This window comes from Nitrospira calida (genome assembly GCF_976986435.1).
This window is the reverse complement of record NZ_OZ335950.1, coordinates 3,683,995-3,702,381: the sequence shown is the minus strand read 5'-3', so window position 1 is coordinate 3,702,381 and position 18,387 is coordinate 3,683,995. Positions and strand designations below refer to the sequence as shown.

The 18,387-nt window shown below is 61.3% G+C and carries 19 protein-coding genes and 1 pseudogene; 5 read left to right on the top strand and 15 right to left on the bottom strand.

Annotated elements, in window-relative coordinates; genetic code table 11:
* Positions 1 to 15: 15 nt before the first annotated feature.
* The 3 genes from kdpA to ACWHTU_RS18030 all read right to left on the bottom strand — a co-directional run bounded on the left by kdpA (position 16) and on the right by ACWHTU_RS18030 (position 2,828).
* On the bottom strand, positions 16 to 1,821 hold the full coding sequence (gene kdpA / locus ACWHTU_RS18040) for a potassium-transporting ATPase subunit KdpA (RefSeq protein ID WP_447860796.1): 1,806 nt from the start codon (positions 1,819 to 1,821) through the stop codon (positions 16 to 18).
* A complete protein-coding gene (locus tag ACWHTU_RS18035) occupies positions 1,821 to 1,901 on the bottom strand; it encodes a potassium-transporting ATPase subunit F (RefSeq protein ID WP_447863392.1) in 81 nt (26 codons plus the stop codon). The genes kdpA and ACWHTU_RS18035 overlap by 1 nt, the downstream gene beginning before the upstream one ends.
* Positions 1,902 to 2,096: 195 nt before the next feature.
* Positions 2,097 to 2,828 (bottom strand): hypothetical protein, encoded by a 732-nt coding sequence (locus tag ACWHTU_RS18030; RefSeq protein WP_447860795.1) that lies wholly within the window; start codon positions 2,826 to 2,828, stop codon positions 2,097 to 2,099.
* 250 nt (positions 2,829 to 3,078) lie between these two features.
* Here ACWHTU_RS18030 and ACWHTU_RS18025 point away from each other — a divergent pair, with 250 nt between their 5' ends.
* Positions 3,079 to 4,041, top strand: a complete 963-nt coding sequence (locus tag ACWHTU_RS18025; protein ID WP_447860794.1) for a hypothetical protein — start codon at positions 3,079 to 3,081, stop codon at positions 4,039 to 4,041.
* A gap of 54 nt (positions 4,042 to 4,095) precedes the next feature.
* Here ACWHTU_RS18025 and ACWHTU_RS18020 read toward each other — a convergent pair whose 3' ends face one another.
* Entirely contained in the window at positions 4,096 to 4,476 is a 381-nt protein-coding gene (locus ACWHTU_RS18020) for a response regulator (protein ID WP_447860793.1), read from the bottom strand.
* A 344-nt stretch (positions 4,477 to 4,820) separates the two neighbouring features.
* On the opposite strand from ACWHTU_RS18020, the gene ACWHTU_RS18015 reads away from it, so the two are divergent.
* The gene (locus tag ACWHTU_RS18015; RefSeq protein ID WP_447860792.1) at positions 4,821 to 5,291 is read left to right on the top strand and encodes a helix-turn-helix domain-containing protein; all 471 of its coding nucleotides are present in this window, start codon (positions 4,821 to 4,823) and stop codon (positions 5,289 to 5,291) included.
* Positions 5,292 to 5,331: 40 nt separating this feature from the next.
* Here ACWHTU_RS18015 and ACWHTU_RS18010 read toward each other — a convergent pair whose 3' ends face one another.
* Together ACWHTU_RS18010 and ACWHTU_RS18005 are read right to left on the bottom strand one after the other, a co-directional pair.
* The gene (locus ACWHTU_RS18010; RefSeq protein WP_447860791.1) at positions 5,332 to 5,913 is read right to left on the bottom strand and encodes an elongation factor P; all 582 of its coding nucleotides are present in this window, start codon (positions 5,911 to 5,913) and stop codon (positions 5,332 to 5,334) included.
* Positions 5,914 to 6,019: 106 nt separating this feature from the next.
* Complete coding sequence (locus ACWHTU_RS18005) at positions 6,020 to 6,475, bottom strand: hypothetical protein (protein WP_447860790.1); 456 nt, start codon at positions 6,473 to 6,475, stop codon at positions 6,020 to 6,022.
* 99 nt (positions 6,476 to 6,574) lie between these two features.
* Between ACWHTU_RS18005 and ACWHTU_RS18000 the strand changes: the two genes are divergently transcribed.
* Both ACWHTU_RS18000 and ACWHTU_RS17995 read left to right on the top strand, forming a co-directional pair.
* Positions 6,575 to 7,945, top strand: coding sequence for a M20/M25/M40 family metallo-hydrolase (locus ACWHTU_RS18000; RefSeq protein ID WP_447860789.1), 1,371 nt, complete (start codon positions 6,575 to 6,577; stop codon positions 7,943 to 7,945).
* A 179-nt stretch (positions 7,946 to 8,124) separates the two neighbouring features.
* Positions 8,125 to 9,186 (top strand): annotated as a pseudogene (locus tag ACWHTU_RS17995) (IS3 family transposase).
* Between the two features lie 456 nt (positions 9,187 to 9,642).
* On the opposite strand, the gene ACWHTU_RS17990 reads toward ACWHTU_RS17995, so the two are convergent.
* The 8 genes from ACWHTU_RS17990 to der form a co-directional block, all read right to left on the bottom strand.
* Positions 9,643 to 11,352, bottom strand: coding sequence for a hypothetical protein (locus ACWHTU_RS17990; RefSeq protein ID WP_447860788.1), 1,710 nt, complete (start codon positions 11,350 to 11,352; stop codon positions 9,643 to 9,645).
* A 109-nt stretch (positions 11,353 to 11,461) separates the two neighbouring features.
* Positions 11,462 to 11,833, bottom strand: coding sequence for a c-type cytochrome (locus ACWHTU_RS17985; RefSeq protein ID WP_447860787.1), 372 nt, complete (start codon positions 11,831 to 11,833; stop codon positions 11,462 to 11,464).
* Positions 11,834 to 11,924: 91 nt separating this feature from the next.
* Positions 11,925 to 12,377, bottom strand: coding sequence for a cupredoxin domain-containing protein (locus tag ACWHTU_RS17980; protein ID WP_447860786.1), 453 nt, complete (start codon positions 12,375 to 12,377; stop codon positions 11,925 to 11,927).
* Positions 12,378 to 12,480: 103 nt separating this feature from the next.
* On the bottom strand, positions 12,481 to 12,795 hold the full coding sequence (locus ACWHTU_RS17975) for an anti-sigma factor family protein (RefSeq protein WP_447860785.1): 315 nt from the start codon (positions 12,793 to 12,795) through the stop codon (positions 12,481 to 12,483).
* Positions 12,792 to 13,430 carry an RNA polymerase sigma factor gene (locus tag ACWHTU_RS17970; protein ID WP_447860784.1) on the bottom strand — a complete coding sequence of 213 codons (639 nt, stop codon included), beginning with the start codon at positions 13,428 to 13,430 and terminating at the stop codon, positions 12,792 to 12,794. The genes ACWHTU_RS17975 and ACWHTU_RS17970 overlap by 4 nt, the downstream gene beginning before the upstream one ends.
* Positions 13,431 to 13,566: 136 nt before the next feature.
* Positions 13,567 to 14,547: a hypothetical protein gene (locus ACWHTU_RS17965; protein ID WP_447860783.1), complete on the bottom strand. Its 981-nt coding sequence runs from the start codon at positions 14,545 to 14,547 to the stop codon at positions 13,567 to 13,569.
* Between the two features lie 274 nt (positions 14,548 to 14,821).
* On the bottom strand, positions 14,822 to 15,253 hold the full coding sequence (locus ACWHTU_RS17960) for a hypothetical protein (protein WP_447860782.1): 432 nt from the start codon (positions 15,251 to 15,253) through the stop codon (positions 14,822 to 14,824).
* Positions 15,254 to 15,571: 318 nt separating this feature from the next.
* Positions 15,572 to 16,897 (bottom strand): ribosome biogenesis GTPase Der, encoded by a 1,326-nt coding sequence (gene der, locus ACWHTU_RS17955; RefSeq protein WP_447860781.1) that lies wholly within the window; start codon positions 16,895 to 16,897, stop codon positions 15,572 to 15,574.
* A gap of 138 nt (positions 16,898 to 17,035) precedes the next feature.
* On the opposite strand from der, the gene ACWHTU_RS17950 reads away from it, so the two are divergent.
* A complete protein-coding gene (locus ACWHTU_RS17950) occupies positions 17,036 to 17,713 on the top strand; it encodes an HAD family hydrolase (protein ID WP_447860780.1) in 678 nt (225 codons plus the stop codon).
* Positions 17,714 to 17,743: 30 nt separating this feature from the next.
* Here ACWHTU_RS17950 and ACWHTU_RS17945 read toward each other — a convergent pair whose 3' ends face one another.
* Entirely contained in the window at positions 17,744 to 18,352 is a 609-nt protein-coding gene (locus tag ACWHTU_RS17945) for a class I SAM-dependent methyltransferase (protein ID WP_447860779.1), read from the bottom strand.
* Positions 18,353 to 18,387: the final 35 nt, after the last annotated feature.

The following is an 18,387-nucleotide window of genomic DNA, read 5'->3' as shown; positions in this document are numbered from 1 at the left end:
TCTTCTCAGAAGGGATCACCGGCTGATCATCTGCAGATGCTCGACGATCGGGCCGAGCGCGAGCGCCGGCACGAAGGTGAGCGCCCCGACCATGACCACGACGCCGATCAGGAGGATCACGAACAACGGTGTATGAGTCGGCAACGTGCCCGGGCCGGCCGGCACCACCTTCTTGCGCGCCAGCGACCCGGCCAGGGCCAGCGTCGGGATCGCCAGCCAGAACCGGGAAATCAACATCGCGAGGCCACCCGTGAGATTGTAGAAAGGCGTGTTCGCGCTGAGTCCCGCAAACGCACTACCGTTGTTGTTGCCCTGAGAGCTGTAGGCGTACAGTATCTCGCTGAAACCGTGCGCGCCAGGATTCAGTATGGAAGACGTGCCTACCTCGGTGACCACGGCGACGGCCGTCAGTCCCAGGACGACCATCGGCATGATCAGGATCACCAGCGAGACCATCTTCATCTCATACGGTTCGATCTTCTTTCCGAGGTATTCCGGCGTCCGGCCGACCATCAGCCCTGCCACGAAGACGGCGATGATCGCGAAGGCGATCATGCTGTAGAGCCCGGAGCCGACCCCGCCGAAGACGACCTCGCCGAATTGCATCAAGAGGAGAGGAACCAGACCGCCGAGCGGGGTGTAGGAATCGTGCATGGAATTGACCGAGCCGTTCGACGACGCCGTGGTGGCTGCAGCCCAAATGACGGAATTCACGATACCGAACCGCGTTTCCTTTCCCTCCATATTGCCGCCCGGCTGGCGGTCATTCGCAACTTGATCGACTCCGATGGCGGTCAAGGCAGGGTTGCCGCGTTGCTCCGCCCACACCCCCAACACGAGCATTCCTGTCAGGATCACGGTCATGGCGGCAAGCAGGATCCATCCCTGACGGGGCTCTCCCACCATCACGCCAAAGGTGTAACAGAGGGCGGCGGGGATGAGCAGGAGGGCGAGCATCTCGAGGAAATTGGACAGCGGGGTCGGGTTTTCGTAGGGATGAGCGGAGTTGACGTTGAAGAAGCCGCCTCCGTTCGTCCCGAGCTGCTTGATGGCGATTTGTGAAGCCACTGGTCCGACTGCGAGGATCTGCTCGGTGACCGTCGTCGGCTCCATCTTGGGCTGCCTCTGTTCGTCCAGCACCGGTTGCCCGTTCACATCGGTGACGGGTTTGGCATAGCCGACCGGTTGCAGGAGCGTGGCTGTATGATAGGGACCGAACGTCTGCACCACGCCCTGGGAAACGAGGGCCAATGCCAGCAGAAGCGAGAGGGGCAAGAGGATGTACAGTGTGCTCCGGGTGAGATCGACCCAGAAGTTTCCGATGGTCTGCGCATTCCGGCGAGCCAGCCCGCGGATGAGGGCGACCAGGATGGCCATCCCGGTGGCCGCCGACACGAAATTCTGCACAGTCAAGCCGAGCATCTGGACGAGATAACTCAGCGTCGATTCGCCGCCATAGGCTTGCCAGTTCGTGTTGGTGGCAAAGCTCACCGCTGTGTTGAAGGCCAAATCCGGCGCCACAGCGCCGAACTTCACTGGGTTCAGCGGCAGGGATCCTTGCAGGCGTAACAAGGCGTAGAGGGCCAGCAGCCCCGCCGCATTGAAGAGGAGCATCGCCGTTCCATATGTCTTCCAGTCCATCTCCTCGTTGGGGCGGACGCCGCACAGCCGGTACATCACGCGCTCGACTGGGCCGAGCAGCCGATCCAATCCGCAGAATCGCCCCTCGTAGACTCGGGCCATGTACCAGCCGAGCGGCTTCACGGCTGCCAATAGGGCGAGGAAAAAGACGCCGATCTGAAAGATCCCGTTCGCAGTCATCAAAACCACTCCGGCTTGAGAAGCCCGATCAACAAATAGACCAACAGGCCCAAGGCAAGAATTCCCCCGAGAAGGTACATGGGCGGCTATAGGTTCTCCAGAGAGGTGAGAAGCCATCCCGAAATGACAAAGAAGATGAGCGTCAATCCGATGAGAGCGATGTCCATGACGATCCCTTGCGGCCAGGCTAGTCCGGCTTCACCCTATCACCGGTCGTGTAAAGGCGGTGTCAAAATCCCTGAAGGAGAGATAAGGGAAGAATAAAAAGCGTCGACCTACTGCTTCACGAGGTGAGATTTCAGATGATCCTCCAATCGCTTGCCGAATGCTGCGAGGGCCTGGCGCTTCGCCTGCTCGACGGTGTCGTGATCCCGCACGAACGCCGCGGGGCCGACGGTCCTGGCCAGCGCTTCGGCTTCCACCGAGAAGCGGAGCGATTGGGTGCGGATCTCCCAGAAGGTCCCTTCGAGCAGCACCAGCGCATCGCTATGGGTTCCGGACGCCAGGTACGCGCCGAGAATCGTCCAATACACGAAGGCGGCCTTCGCATTGTTGTATCGGTCGACGGCCGCCGCGCCGTCCATGATCAACACTGCGTCCGCCCCGTAGCGGGCCGCGGCGAGCCGGATGTCGTTCAGTCCCCTGCCATGGACCGACGAATCCGCCAGCAGTAGGAGGTCCGATAGAACGCCATCGGACTTGAGCCTCTCGCCCCAGGCCGTCAGTGTTTCCCTATCGGCAGCGGTCCATTCGAAGCGCCGCTCGAGGTAAGTCTTCGGCTGCAAGTACACCGCCAAGGTAAAGGGCACCGAAAGGCGGGAAGTTTGAGGCGGTACCGGGTTCGATTGAGCAAGAAGTTGTTGGGTCTCTGCGCGAAGCGCCTCCTGCAGCGAGGCCCGATCCAGACCCTTGCTGCCTGCGCAGCCCGTCAGGATCACGACGGCCAGGCCGAAGAGGGCCGTGTGCAAGACGGCCCCGCCCATCGCAGCCGGGAGTATTCGTTTCATCCACCCTCTCACGAGTCCCACCGTGGCTCAGGAACTGCGCCTTTCTAGCACAGAACTCGACGGGGAGAAATGGCAGTAGGAGGTCGCGAGCAAAGCTCGTATAATCGTCCGGGAGGCGGAGTTCCGGGCATCACGCCGCTGGACACCGCGCTGGCGTGCAGCCTCGCGCTTCTCACGAAGGTTGCGAACGGCCTCGTGTACCCGACAAGCCGAAAGCTGGCCGCGCGTTCGGACTCCGCCGATGGATGTCATGTCACCGTCACGGGCCATAGTCGGGTTCGTCCTCTGGACCGTGTTGGTCGCGACAGACGAGGCGATCAGCCATGACTGCGGTACATCAGCCCGGCCGACTACTGATGGCGGAGCGGAGGGGAGCACGGAGGTCCTGGCCGCGACGAAGAACAATCTGGGCATCATGCTCCAAAAGGATGCGGAGCGCGGCATTGACCCCGCCAACAATCTGCAACGGGCGATGACGCTATTTCAGGAGGCGCTTGTCCTGTTGAACGACAAACAGGATTCCACCATGTACGCCGGCGTGTTGACCAACTTGGGGATTACCTATCGGATGCTGTCGGAGTGGGGCGTCGAGTCCCGTGCGAATCTCGAATATTCGGGCAGCGCCTTGCAGGAAGCAGCGGCGATCCATCAGCGGCAGGGGAACAGCGCGGGTCTAGCGACGGCGATGAACGGCCTGGGGTTGACATATCGCATGCTGGCCGAGGACGAGCCGGACCCGGTGGAGCATCTCAAGAAGTCGGAACACGCGTTACGGATCGCGGCTGAACTCTGGAGGCGATTGGAGAACGAGCGGAGCCGCGCCGGCGCGCTCAACAACCTCGGTATCACCTACCAAGTTATGGCGCAACGCGACATTGATCCGGAAGAAAACCTTAGGCGGTCGATCGAAGTGATTCGAGACGCGATTCGTCTGCGGAAACAACAGCAAGCCTGGCTGAGCTATGGCCGCGCGCAGAACAATCTCGGGACGGCGCATCGGATGCTGGCGGAACGCGGGATTCAGAAGCCGACCAATTTAGAGTCGGCCCGCGCAGCGTTCGAAGAGGCACTGCGCGTGTTCGGAGAACTCGGCCGCAGATCGTATGAAGCCGGGGTGAAGGCCGAATTGATCAAGATCCTCCAGGCCCTCGTCGAATCCGGCGTGAGCCCGGACCAACACCACGCGCGGCTGAAGGAATTGGGGGGATCGTGAAGGCAAGGGGACAGCTCGGGCACTGCGCCAGGACAGGTGCCCGCCAACGTGATGTCAGGTGTTCTTCTCCAAGACCTCGCGCACTTTGTCCGTTAGATCGGCGGGCGTGAAAGGTTTCTGGATGTAGGCAATGGCGGATTGGCTATCGGAGCAAGCGGGAAAGGCGTTGCCCGTATAGCCAGACATGTAGAGGATGCGGATATCCGGACGGAAAGACCTGATCTGCTCAGCCAGCGCTGGTCCGGTCATCTCCGGCATGAGCACGTCGGTGAGCAGGAGGTGGATCGGTCCCGCATGGTCGCGGGAGATTCGCAGGGCCTCGGCTCCACACTGCGCTTCCAGCACGGCGTAACCGTGCCTCTGAAGAATAGCGCCGACAAGATCCCGTACCATCCGTTCGTCATCGACCAGCAGAATCGTGGCATAGCCTGCCATGCTTCGACCTTTCCATCGACCTGCTCAACCTCTCTTGTCTTTCCCCGCCGCCGACCGCTGCCTAGATTCCCGCATTGAATCCCTTGTGAAATGTCGTTAGACTTCTGCCCTTAAATAAAGGCGGGGCGTATCGGTCCTCCAAGACAGCAGATACACCCCGCCCCGCCACGGGCACGCCGACGAGACAGGCCCGTGGTGTGTTCAGACATCCGTGCGCCGAGCGGTCGTCGGAGGCGAGCCCGCTTTCCCGGCTTTTCTCGATTGTAGGCGGCGGACCTGCGCTTTGTTTGAGGGAATGTAAGTAAAACCTTATCCCATGTCAACATGAAATAAGCTGATATCGAATGGGGTCGGAACCTCGCGAAATCATTGATCGGCTGCTTCAGGCCCTGAATCTGAAAACGCAGGCTCAGCTTGCGGTCAACTTGGAGATTCGTCCCCAGTCCATTGTCTCCGCTATTCATCGTGGAGAAATCCCTGAAGGATGGTTGTACCGCGTCGCCTATCTCACGGGACGGAACGTCGACTGGTTGCGCACAGGCAAAGGGCCGACCTGGCATGCGGAGGTTGCGGCGGAAACGTCGCCCACGAGGTACGGGACAGGCAGAGTCCCTGACGCGGCGGTTCGCCGGTTAGTCGCGGTGTGGGAAGAGCTCGACGCGGAAGAACAAACCGCCCTGGAGCGCTGTGCTGAAATCCTCAGGGTTGGTGACCGGGACGTTCGCGAGCATCTGATCGGGCAGTTGAAACTGATGGAAGAAGCGGTTCAGCTCCGACGACGCAAACGCGCCCGCCTCCGGCGCCGGTCTCCATAAAGGCGAGTCGCGCGTGAACATCGGGCAGCGGGCTCGGCCCTCACGACGCCCGCTTGGTTTCCTTCCGCACGCGATCCAGGTATCTGCCGGTTTCCACCTCTACCAAGACCGTATCGCCCGCTTGGATGAACTGGGGCACGAGGATCGTCATGCCGTTCTCCAGCGTTGCGTCCTTCATGGTGTTTTCGCCCTGACCCCGGATCCCGGACCCGCAGGCGTTGACCGTTATCGGGATGGTTTTCGGAAGATCCACCGCCACCGGATTTCCGCCGTGACATTCGACCTGAAGCGTATCACCCTCTTTGAGAAAGGGGAGGGCCTTCTGCAACGCTGGACGGGGCAACGAAACTTGTTCATAGGTCTGCGGGTGCATGAAGAACACGTGGTCCTCATCGGCGTAGAGAAACTGCATCTTCACGCGCTCGAGCATGACATCGTCGATCCGGTCGTCCAAGTTCCAGCGGATCTCTCGTTCCTTTCCCGTCGCAAGGTGTCGGATCGTGGCCCGCACGATGCCGGAGAATTTCGCGGTGCCCGAATGATGCTCGATGGACAGGACCTTGTGGAGTTCGCCGTTGAGGAGAATAGCTTGGCCTTCTTTCAGTTCTTGCGCGGTTCGCATCGGCGTTCCTCCTTTCTCTCGTCCCGTGCTTATCCTACCGGAAGGATCGGGGACGGGGTCAAGCGTCAGGCACTCGCGACGGCCCGAGCCCGAACAGCCGACTGCGTCACTCAGCGAACCGCTCGATCTTGGTCGCGATGGCCTGTACTTGGCCGCGTTCCGCCGTGGAAATGCGGAAGCCCTCCAGGGTCAGGTAATAACTGCCGTGGCCCGGCGCCTGAATGGTGGCCGTGACTGTTACGCGATCCCCCTCCTCCACCTCCGGATCTCGAAACACCGGCACACCGCAGACACCCAGGACGGCGACAGGCAGGGACCCCGTCTCGTCGTCAAGGCGGAAAAGATAGGCGCCGTAACAGGTGACCCCGCTCGGCAGGATGTAGGGATCGAGCGGTTCAATGTCCCGCGCGGTGCCATGGACCGTCACGAGCCGTAAGTGGTAGGCGTCGGGATTGGCGAGGATGTCCTGAACTGGCGTCGGCTCATCAGCCCGCGCGAGGGACGGGCTGAGCATCAGGAGGAATGTCAACAGCAGTAGCGCCGATGACGCGTTCGTGCTCATGATCGCTAATTCTACCATTCCTTCACACGCCTTTCTCCCGGTGTTTCGTCCGGCTATAATGCCACGCTTGCGCGAGGTGTGACGATATGGAGGGCAGTGATGGCGACGGGCAAGAAATTGATTGATGCGTACATCGATCAGATCAAGCCTCGATACGAGGATCTCCTGGGCCAGATGGTCGAGATTCCCTCAATCAGTATGGACCCGTCGCGGCGGGCTGAGATTCGTAAGATGGCGGAGTTTGTGGCTCAAGTCCTGACCGATATGGGAGCCGAGGCGCGCGTGGTGGAAACCGGAGGCTATCCGGTCGTGTCCGGCGGTTGGACGACCGGCGCGCGGCACCCGACGGTCACGATTTACAACCATCTCGACGTGCAGCCGGCCCAGGAGCCGGAATGGCGCCAGGCGCCGTTTGCCTTCCGCAAAGAAGACGGCCTCTACCATGGACGCGGCGCTACCGATGACAAGGGCCCAGCGCTGGCCGCATTGCTCGGGGCTCGCTATGCGATCGAGCAGGGCGTCCCGATCAACATCCGCTTCCTCTGGGAGCTAGAGGAAGAAATCGGTAGCCCGAATTTTGCGGCGGCGTTGCGCAATCACGAGGCCGTGCCGCGTCCGGATTCGGTGGTCGTGTCGGATACGATCTGGATCGCAAAGGGGCGACCCGCCGTGCCGTACGGGTTGCGCGGTCTGCTCGGCGCGCGACTGACGCTGCGCACGGGGGAAAAGGACGCGCATTCCGGCTTGACGGGCGGAGCGGCGCGGAACCCGCTCGCCGAACTGGCCGATCTGGTGCATGCCTGCGTCGATGCCAAGACCGGCCGTGTGAAGATTCCCGGGTTTTACCACGATGTGGTCAAGCTGACCCAAGCCGAGATCAAAAGCTTCCTCGCGTCGGGCTTTCAGGTGCAGCGCTTTATGCGGGCCTATGGCTTCAAGTCGCTGCGGACGACCGAGCGGGCCGAGGTGCTCCGGCGGATCTGGGCCTTGCCCACGTTCGAAGTGCACGGCTTCGTCGGCGGCTACCAGGGGCCGGGTGTGAAGACGATCGTGCCCGGCTACGGAGAACTGAAGGTCAGTATGCGGTTGGTACCGAACCAGACACCGGAAAAGATCTTCCGCCTGCTGCGGCAATTCGTCGCCAAGCAGAATCCTCGCGTCCTGGTCGAGCGCGAAGGGATGTTGCAGCCATTCCGCGGCCTGTTCGACGGGCCCTACGTCGAGGCGGTCAAGCGAGCGGTGAAGGCAGGGTTCGGCAAAGAGCCGGCCTTCATCCGCGAGGGCGGGTCCATCGGCGCGGTGGTGATGATGCAGCGGGCCTGGAACGTGCCCATTCTCTTCCTCGGCCTGAGCCTGCCCGAGCACGGCTACCATGCGCCCAACGAGTTCTTCGACTGGGGCCAAGCCGCCGGCGGCATGAGAGCGTTTGCGGCGTATTTTGAAGAGCTGGCGAAGATAGGCAAGAGGTAGGGGCAGCCTGGTCGATCCCCTGTGCTTGCAGGCCGCGCACTCAAGAGCGGATCAGAATTGTTATATCAAGGGCGGTGCCGGGTGACCTGTTGCTCTTGACATCTCCCCGGAAAACGACAGCAAGTCAGCACTAGCGTCAGGGATCGGCTTCGGCGGTCCTCGACGAAAGGAGCGGCCCCATGAAGCAGTCACGATTCACCGAAGAGCAGATCGTCTATGCCATCCGGCACGCCGAGAGCGGAACCCCGGTTAGCGACCTCTGCCGGCAGCTCGGCATCAGCGAGGTCATCTTCTACACCTGGAAAAAGAAGGACGCGCACCTGGGGGTGAGTGAACTCCGCCGGCTGCGGCAGGAAGAAGAGGAGAACTCGGTTGAAACGGCTGGTGGCCGACCGCTCGCTGGATAAGCCTCTGCTCGGAGGCGTGGCGAAAAAAAAGGTCTGAGGCCCGCCCGCCGCCGAGAACGTGCCCAGTGGGTTCACAGGACGTTGCAGGTGTGTTGTGCGTGGGCCTGTCGCTTGGCCCAGTTTAGTCGCGCGTCGTGGGAGCGGGAGGGTCGGGCGAAGGATCAATCAGCACTCCGGTTCCGCCTTCGGGATTTGGCGCATGCCCGATCTCGATTTGGCTATCAGTGGCTCTGGGTCTTATGGCGGCGGGGGGGCTGGCCGGTGAATCGCAAGCGCGTCCGACGAGTGTATCGCCTGGATGGGTTGCAGCTCTGCATGCGGGTGAGGCGGCGGAAGCCTATGACCCTGCATCGGGGACCGGCTTCCGTGCCGGTCGGTCCGCAGGAGCGGGGGAGCATGGATTTTATGCCTGATACCCTCGCCGACGGTCGCCCGTTTCGAATCTTCACGGTGGGGAATAACGGGAGTCGGTCCAGTCCGGGGGGAAAAGCAGGATTGCGTATGTCGGGGAGACGGTCAGTCAGGGGCTCGATCGCGTGCTGGGCGAAGGCCAGAGCCCGCGGTCCATCACCGTCGCTCAGGGGACTGAATTCCAAGCGCGGGCGCTCGAAGATTGGGCCTACCGACGCGGCGGGCAACTCGATTGTATCCGTCCTGCCAGACCCGCGGGAAATGCCTTGATTGAATCGTTGAACGGGCGGCTCCGGGACGAGGGCCTGACCGTGCCCCCCGTTCGCCGCGCTCGCCGAGGCCCAGACCATCGTTGAAGTGTGGCGGATGGATTCCAATCATCACCGCCCGCACAGCTCACTTGGGCACCTGACCTCCGCCTGAGTTCGTCACCCAACGTCAGGGCATTCAGACCGTCGAAAAAGTCGTCTGCTCTGGTGAAGAGTTGCCTCGAAAGGAGACCAACGTTGGTCAATCTGGCCTCTCGTATCACCCTGTCAAGGGTGCTGGAGAATTTTCCTAATCACAGTTTAGCTGCTTTCACGGCAGGGCTAGTTCGATCATTGGGCTGCATTATCGTGAGTGATCCTGAAGATCCCGCGTATGCACTTGTCTGCAGGAAGGACGACCCTACGAAAAGCCTGACGAAGTCTCAAGCCCACCAAATTGCAGAGAATGCTAAGCCTCTACTGGGCTTCAAGCCTCCGGTGCGATGAACGAGCCCCCACTTTATAACGATGAAAGGTCCTCTCAGCAGGCCGGCTGCTCGTGGCCGTTCGTCAGACGAGACGGTCTTTGAAACACCGCTAAAAGCTGACTACTGGTGTCTGAGAGCCTGAGTTACGACGCCGCCAGCAACGGCTTGAACTTCGGGTCCGCGTCGAGCACTGCTTTCAGGAGTTCCTGCCCGAGCCAGTACTTCCACACTTCCTGCGACGCGCCCGGGATCTGCTCGTACCAGCGCCGCGCCTCCGTGAGATGGTTGAGCATGGCATCGGGGTCCCGGTTCGGCATGAAGAGCATGCTGTAAGCCATCGTGTAAGCTGCGGTAAACTTGTCGAGCGGCTGATCCGCGAGTTTCAAAGCTTCGCCTGCTTCCTTGTAGGCCTGTTGGATTTCCGGATCGTCGTAGGACCGATTCCAGGCGACTTTTTCGATCCGCGACCAGGCCAGTTCAATGAGCACCCGTGCGCGGAGTGCGGGGCGCTCCAGCGGGATGTCTTTCAGCAACGCTTCGTGGGTCTGGATGGCGGCGAGCTGATCATTGTTCCAGCGGTAGGCAATGCCCAACCGCCGGCGGTTCTCGATCACTTCCGGCCGTACCCGGGCGAGCGCTTCCATGGCGGGAATCATGCGATAGAGATAGTCGGCCGCCGTGGGCTTGGCGAACCCGCCTATCTCCATCCCGAGCGATAGATCCGTTCTGGTTGTCTGCGCATAAGTGTTCCAATAGAGTTCGCTCACACGGTCAGCCAGCGCTCCATCCTTCGCGGGGACCTGGTGTGCGGCCGCCCCTTCCCGCAGGAGCATCTCGTACAGGTCGCGCGTGAGGACCGTGAGTGCTTCCGGCTGGTTGGGATCAAGGATCAACACCCGGTTCAGCATCGCGATACGGTCGCGCAGGTCCGGGAACAGCGCGGCCCGCCCGACGGCTGCGATCAGCAACCCTGGCGCGTCCTTCGGTCTCCACCACACCAGCGAATCGCGAACCGCTCCGCTGGTTTCCGTAACGAACGGAATGGCCTCCTGCACCCCTTCGGGTCTATCACCCTGGGTCACCACAGGCAGGTTAAGGACCGCAAGATCGCTCGGGAACCCGTGCTTGCGCAAGCCCGACATGACGACCCACTGCACGGTCAGCGACTTGAGCGCCCGCCTGGGCCGTTTGATCGTGTTCGCCCACTTGTACGCGCCCGGCGCGTAGGTGACCGGCGAGGTGAGAGGATCCTGATAGGTGACTGTGAGTTTCACCAACGTCGCCGGCGCTCCCAGCACCGGCCCGTCCGGACGCATCCGGAACGAGGCGGCGGGTATCGGCGTTGATCCCTGCGGCTCCACCCGCAGTCCGGTTCCCGGCGGCGACAGCCCCAGCTTGTCCATGACAAAGGCCGACGCCGGGTAGCGGCTTAAGTCTTCGCCGAAAAAGACAAAGTCGCCCTTGCTGGGCCATAAGATGTCCATGCCCTGATCGCTTGTGTCGATGGCGACCGCGTGCGCATCCGTGATCTGTTTCCAGCACGACTCGTACGCGGGGTCGGATTCCGGCGGGAACGCCTTGAGCTTGCCGCCGGCCGCCGTTACCATGCCGTACTGGCATGCGAAATCGAGCCGGCCGACGGTGACGCGATCGCCTTTGGCCATCGCTTCCGCATATCGGTGAGCGGTGGCCACCGCCGGCGAGGGACGACCCGAAGGTTTGGCTTTTTTGCCGGTCTTGAAGGTGGGCGCGGCGGACGCCGGACTATCGTCGGTCGGACCCCATGCGATGAGCGCGCTGACGGCAAGGCCTAGGAAGATAGGCACGATTCGCGAAGAGACATCTGCGCACATACGATTCGATCCTCCGTCGCGACAGACAACTCCGGGACAAGAAAAGAAGAACCGCCACCCTACCATGTCGTTCCCGCAAGGCGGAAGAAGGACGAGGGAGTCACAGGCGTTATCGATTACCGGACGGTGGAGGCGGGGTCAGGGTAGGCTGGCCGAAGCGGATCAGCGAGCGGATATACCGCAACACGTCGCGCTGTTCCTCCTCACTCAAAACGTCCTTCCACGCCGGCATCGCGGTCCGCGGTTTCCCGTTCGCGATGATGCGCAGCAGTTCCTGATCGGTCTTGACCGACGTCGCCGCTGAAATCAGGCTGGCCGGTCTGGGCGAGAGGAAGGGCGCCTGTACCCCGTCGCCCCGACCCTCGGGCCCGTGACACACCACGCAACGCTGCTCATAGATTGCCTTGCCGCGATTGAGATCGCCGGGTTGGGCGAGAGCGGCCAAAGCCGCCGCGACGATTCCGACTGACGCGATTGTCACGACCCAACGTGCACCGCCGCCGGGTCGGCCGCGACAGAAACGGGGGACTGGGTGGCGCGGCGACGAACGATGTCGTGCCCGCGTGCTCACTTCACTGGACGACGATTGTCGCCCGCATCTCATGGCCGGGCATATCGCAAAAAAACGCGTACTCGCCGGGCCGATCGGGAACAAACCGAATCTCGGCGCGGCCGTCGGGGGGGATGATCACGCGCTTGAAACCGTGCGCGTCGAATTCCGGTGCTCCGTTGCCGGCGATATTGACGTGGACGCCCGCAAAGAGCCCCACCGGAACGAACGCATGCAACTCCGAATCCTGGTTGAGAAAGACAAGCGCGGTCTTTCGCCCGGACTGCAGCACGACACGATCCGGAAGAAATTGTCTGGAACGGATCTCGACGGTGACCGGCTGCTCTTGCCCGCTGTCGGTGCCGGTCCCTCCGGATGGAACGGACCAGACGAGATCGGCAACGGCGAGGCAGAGGGCGAGCGCCATCCAAAGACCAGATTGCCCCACACGTTCCGTCCGGATTGGGGTACTCATAGGCCTTGCTTTTTTAATATCATACTGCGGCGACACACGGCGATGCCACCCTGGTCTGTCAGCGGGATAGACCTCTCTCCGGAGACGGCAAGAAGTCGGGGGCCTAAGCTCTGTATCGCAGGGAGGCCGCCACCTTGAGGATTTGGCGGCGAAGCCGGACTTTAGCGGTCGGAGACAAAGGCCGCACGGGATGATGTCGGCAGAGCGTGATGGTTTGTCTGAGGGACTTGATGAATTCTTCACAGTTCGGACAGGCGCCCAAGTGTCTGCGGATTTCTTCACAGATCTCACGGGGCAGTTCGTCATCGAGGTACGCGGACAACTGTTTCAGGATTTTCAGGCAATGGGCTTTCCCATGGCCGTGGCGTTGATGCTGCGGATTCTTTCGTATCGGCGCCGTCCGAGACCGCGTCCTCATGGAGCCATCCTCTCTTCGGTGTCGGTCTCGAGTCTGCCCTGCCGGGCGATGCCTCGTGCGCTCAGCTCTCGTCGCACGAACAGCCGGGCCCGGTGGAGGCGCGATTTCACCGCCCGTTCATTGAGCCCCATAATAGTGCCGACCTCCTTGGCGCTCAGGCCTTCCATGTCCCGCAGGACCAAAACCATCCGATACTTGGGCGGCAGTTTCTCGATAGCCTGATCGAGGGCTCGCCGCAACTCCTTGTTTTGCAGTGCTTCTTCCGGCGTGAGGCCGTCCATCGGGATCTGCAGCTTGAATTCGCCTTCGGACGCGGGGATAAATTCTTCCAAGGAAAGCTCCCGTTCCGGCTCTCCTTTCCGTTTCCGTCGCATCCGCAGGCAGGCCCGGGAGGCGATGGTGTAGAGCCACGTGGAAACCCGAGCATCTCCTCGGAATTTCTTGAAGCCGCGATAGGCGTTGAGAAAGGTGTCTTGGACGATGTCCTTGGCCGCATCCGGCTCTCCGCACAGCCGCTGGGCAAAACGGTAGATGAGATCCACATGGTCTCGATAGAGCTGATCGAAGGCTGGGAGCTCATCGGGTCGAGTCGACGGGCGGACACCCGGACGGCGACCCTGGGAGCGAATCTTCATAGGGTGGGCGGAGTGTACGGAGGTTCCGGAGGTCTGTCAAGCCGACCGTCAGGGGAAGGCTCAATGCTGAACGAGGCGGGAGACCCCTAGGCTTGACGAAGGGCGTCGGACCGGGCATGCAGGAGGAACGGACGGTTTATCCCGCCTTCCGGATGTCGAGCACCATGCCCCGATCGTTAATCTCAACCGTAATCGGTGTGCCTTCCTTGATCGTGGCCAAGGCGGCCCTCCCGCGCTCGGTCGGGAAGGTTTGTTCCCCTTCCGGCGCCCACAGGGTCACAGCCTGGCGATCCGGCGAGGCATAGGTCAACCGGCCTGTCAGGAAGCGGGTGCTCGGCGCGGCGGCGCCGTTCTGCTGCAAGTCGATGACCAGGTTGGTATCGTGCGCCCAGAGCGTCAGGGTGTGGCCGACCTTCGCGTTGCGGACGCCCGTTTTGGCGCTGACGGTGACGATGCCGATGGGAGTCTTCAGAAACACGAATCCCGATTTGAGCTTGGCGATGGTGCCAGCCAATTTCATGTGCAGGTCGGATGAATACTGCGGCGGATGGTTGATCTGCACATCATAGTGCAGGTCATGGAACCCCGTGATCGTTCCCGCTTCATCCACCTCAACGGTGATCGGCCGGGTCTCTGCCTTTTCGTTCAACTTTTCGGCGTAGGCCTCCACCGAAAACGTTTTCTCCCCTTCCGGGGTCCATAATGCCACCGCTCTCTTGTCCGGCCCGGCGTACCGGAGGTCGCCGGACACATAGCGGTGGATCAGCGAGGCGTCGCTTTTCTTGCGAATGTCGACCACGGCACTCGTTCCGTTGATCCAGAACGTCACGTCGTAACTGCCTTTGACATCCCGCAGACCGGTTTTCGAGCTGAGCGTCAGAAGACCGACCGGTGTCTTCAGGAAGACCATTCCTGATTTCATGCGCCATACGGAACCCTTTAGCTTGATTGACGGCCAGACCTCATTTTCCACCGAGGAGACCGATGGGGTCGGATCGGATGCGGGTTGGGATTGGCTGGCCAGAGTGACGGTGGACGGTTCGGCGGCGACTGCCGTAAAGCGAAACGCCAGCACCGTGGCAATGATGAACAGAAATGGATATCGTGGAGCGGCCACGACAATGGCCTCCTGCGGCGTTGGATTCACAATGGATGGATGACGGTTCTGACGGGTGAGACGCCGAACGTCGGAGACAAGAGCGATCGGGTCTCGCTTTCGCCAAGAACGATTGTCCTGCGAATAACATGGGATTGGGAGCCAGTCAAGCAGAAAGCCTCGCTCGAACGGGAGCGTCAGTGAACGTTGGCTGGGATTCAGGCGACAGCTCCCAGAATCGAACAAAGCATGGATTCCGATGCGCGTGCGCCGTCCGCCTGAGTCGCTCGTGCGGTTACGGGTATGAACGAGAGGGAGCCGGTGATGGTGAGGAGGAAATCAGCATCGCCTGGAGCGTAATGACCACCCGCGATCGCTGGCGTTCCAACCGATCGGGCAGTCCGAACCCGCGCAAGAGGATCGGCTGTTCGGGGGTGCCGGCGATGCGCTTAATTTCAAATTGAGTCCAGTCCTCCGCTTCCATGCGGTGATTTAATGATTCGACAATCTCATCGCAGAAGTCTCTTAGCGCCTCCGGCAGCACGCAGGCGCCGCCTCCGCCATCCTGGGGCTGATCTTGTACGCTGTGGAGCGTTCGCGAGAGGACCAACGCCTGTTCATTCATGTGCAGCAACCGCATAGAAGGGGAAAAGACGATAACGCCGGGGCCGATGGCCGAACCGACTGGGAAGACGGAAGGACGAGAGGCTAATGGTTCAATGTTCATGGGACATTTTCTCCGATCAAATTCACTCAAGCCGGTGCAAGGTTGAATGCCAGACCGATGGGGCGGATCGCTGTATCTTTCTCCACGTGGCTCCGCAGCTCCCCGGTCTTCAAACCCAGCAAGTTTCGGACCCGATAAGCGCGAAGCGAAGAAGCCAGGGAAATGCCGGCTTTTGAGCCACCGAAGCTCTTGCCAAGACTAGGATGAGACGGTGGAGAGGGCAAGAACCGTATCTTTCTTGATCCGATAGCGTATCTGTTTGTGCTTGCCCCCGAGGCGACATGGTTCAGTCGCTGTCCGCCCAGTGTCTTTCCCTGTTCATTTCCGCCTCACCAGGATGCGGATGGGTGAGCCCAAGAAGTGGTATTCCTCTCTGAGGCGGTTTTCCAGGAATCGAAGGTACTCGGGTGTCACATTTTCTGGCTGACCCACGAACAATGCGAACACCGGCGGTTTGGTCGCCACCTGAGTCATATAGACGGATTTCGTCGTTCGGGAAGGTTTGCCCTTTCGAACCGGCAAAGGATGTTCTTGGACAAGCGCCTGCAGGAATTTGTTGAGCGATCCGGTCGGGACCCGCGCGGCAAAGGACGCCGTTACTCGGTCGATCAGCGGAAAAATCTCGCGCAAGGAATCGGATTTCAAGGCTGAAGCGAAGAGCACTGGCGCCCAGGAGAGGAACGGAAACCGTCGGCGCAGGTCGGCTTCGTACTCCCCCCGCGCGCGCGCATCGCCTTCCCGGAGGTCCCATTTGTTGACCAACAGGATGCAGGCGCGTCCCTGGCGCAGCACCAGGCCGGCGATCTTGGTGTCCTGCTCGGTGACGCCTTCAACTCCATCGAGCAGGAGGATGGCGAGATCAGACCGCCCGATTGCGCGCAACGACCGGGCGACGCTGTATCCTTCGATCCCCCGATCGATTCGCCCCCGACGCCTGATGCCGGCCGTATCGGTGAGTAGATAGCGACGGTTTTGATAGGTCACCATCGAATCGATCGGGTCGCGTGTGGTACCGGGCACCTCGCTGACGAGGACTCGCTCCTGTCCTAGCAACGTATTCACCAACGTAGACTTGCCGACATTGGGTCGCCCGATGATGGCGACTCGGGGCACTTCCCGGTCATCATCCCGGTCCGTGGATTCCGGCAGCAACGGGACAATCGCGTCCAGCAACTCGGCCACGCCGAGCCCATGCTCGGCCGACAGCGGATAGAGCCGATCCTGTCCCAGCCGATAGAAGTCGGCGATCAGCGGGTCGGACTTCGGCGTGTCGAGCTTGTTGATCGCAAAGAAAACCGGTTTGCGGAGGCCCCGCAGGAGACCAACGACTTCCTCGTCCGGAGGGGTCAAGCCCGCGCGACCGTCCATCACCAGGATCAGGATGTCGGCTTCCGCGATTGCGATCTGTGACTGCCGGCGGATGAGGGCCAGCATGCCTTCGGAGGCCGACGGATCCAGTCCGCCGGTGTCCACGAGCCGGAAGCGCCGGCCCCGATACGTGGCGTCGGCGTAATTCCGGTCCCGGGTGACGCCGGGCACATCGTTCACGATCGCCGTTCTGGCGCCGAGGATACGGTTGAACAGGGTCGATTTGCCGACGTTGGGGCGGCCGATAATGGCGACGGTCGGTACGGGGAGAGTCATAGGTCGGTCGTCATTCGTCAACGGTGAATCAACCTGGCGAACAGACCGTAACACACGCGCGGAGGGAAGACAAGAAACGGGGCCATGGACCCTGGCCATGGGGTATAATTTTTTCTCGATACGATTGACGAGTGGCCGATGACGATCGACAGTTTTTCCTGGGACCTGGTCGACGATGTCCTGCTTGACATGGACGGGACGCTGTTGGACCGGCACTTCGACAATTTCTTCTTCGAAGAAGAATTGCCGCGTCGCTACTCGGCCCTGCACGGCCTGACGTTCGAAGAGGCGCGCGCGCATCTGACGGCAATGTATCGCGCTGTGGAAGGAGAGTTGGACTGGACGGATTTGAATTACTGGTCGGGACGCATCGGCGTCGACGTGGTCGCGTTGACGAAGGAACTCGACGCGATGATCGATTTTCTTCCCGACGCGCAGGACTTTCTGCGGCATCTTCGAGCGCTGGGGAAGCGGGTCACGATTCTGACGAACGCGCATCGATCAGGCGTGGAGATCAAGGTCGCGAAAACCGGCGTGAACCGGTACGTCCACCGCATCGTCACGGCGTTCGAAGTGGGGTATCTGAAAATGCGGTCCGAGTACTGGCCGAATTGCCAACGGCTGGTGGGGTTCGATCCTGCGCGGTCGCTGTACATCGACGATGATCAGGCCTGCTTGGCCGCGGCAGGCCGGTTCGGGATCGGCTATCTCGTTCATCGCGCCAAATCCAGCTCCCGTCTCCCTCCGGAACCGTCGGCGCGGTTTCCTGCCATTGAAAGTTTTCATGCCTTGATGGATGCGCCGAGCCGGCGATAGGCGTTCGGTCGGCGCCGGATTTTCGCGCGATCAACGGATCGCCACGCCCCGGTACATCTCGGCGGCGATCCGTGGAAGCTCGGATATCCGAAAGCGGTCCAATTGGGTGAGGCTCAAGCCGGCCTGTGCGATGAGGGTATCGATCTTGCGGTTGAGGTGACAGCCGCAGGCGATGAGGCGTTGCACCGGCGTGAGAAGATCCTGCCACTTGGCGATTTTGGCGTCGTCGCTGCGCCCGTGTTCCAGGAATAGGAAAAGCCCTCCCGGCTTCAGGACGCGGCGGACTTCGGTCAGCACGGTCTTGGGGTCGCGGACGCTGCACAGGGTGAAGGTGCTGACGGCGCAATCGAAGCGCGCTTCTTCAAACGGAAGGGCTTCGGCGCTCACGAACTGGATCTGGATCGGAAACGTCGCCCGCGACGCCCGTTCTTCGACTCTCCGAGGCAACATGTTGATCGGATCCACCGCGCGCAACCAAGAGAGCTTAGGCGGGTAGTGCGGGACATTCAGACCGGTCCCAAAGCCGATCTCCAGAACCTCTCCGTAAGCCTGGCTCAGCGTGCGTTGTCGCTCCTGCTGGAACCGCTCTCCACTGAGCACCCAGTCCATGAGGCGGGGGAAGATTCGGCGTGCATACACGCCCACGGGCCTCCTCCGGTCGAAACAGACACGTT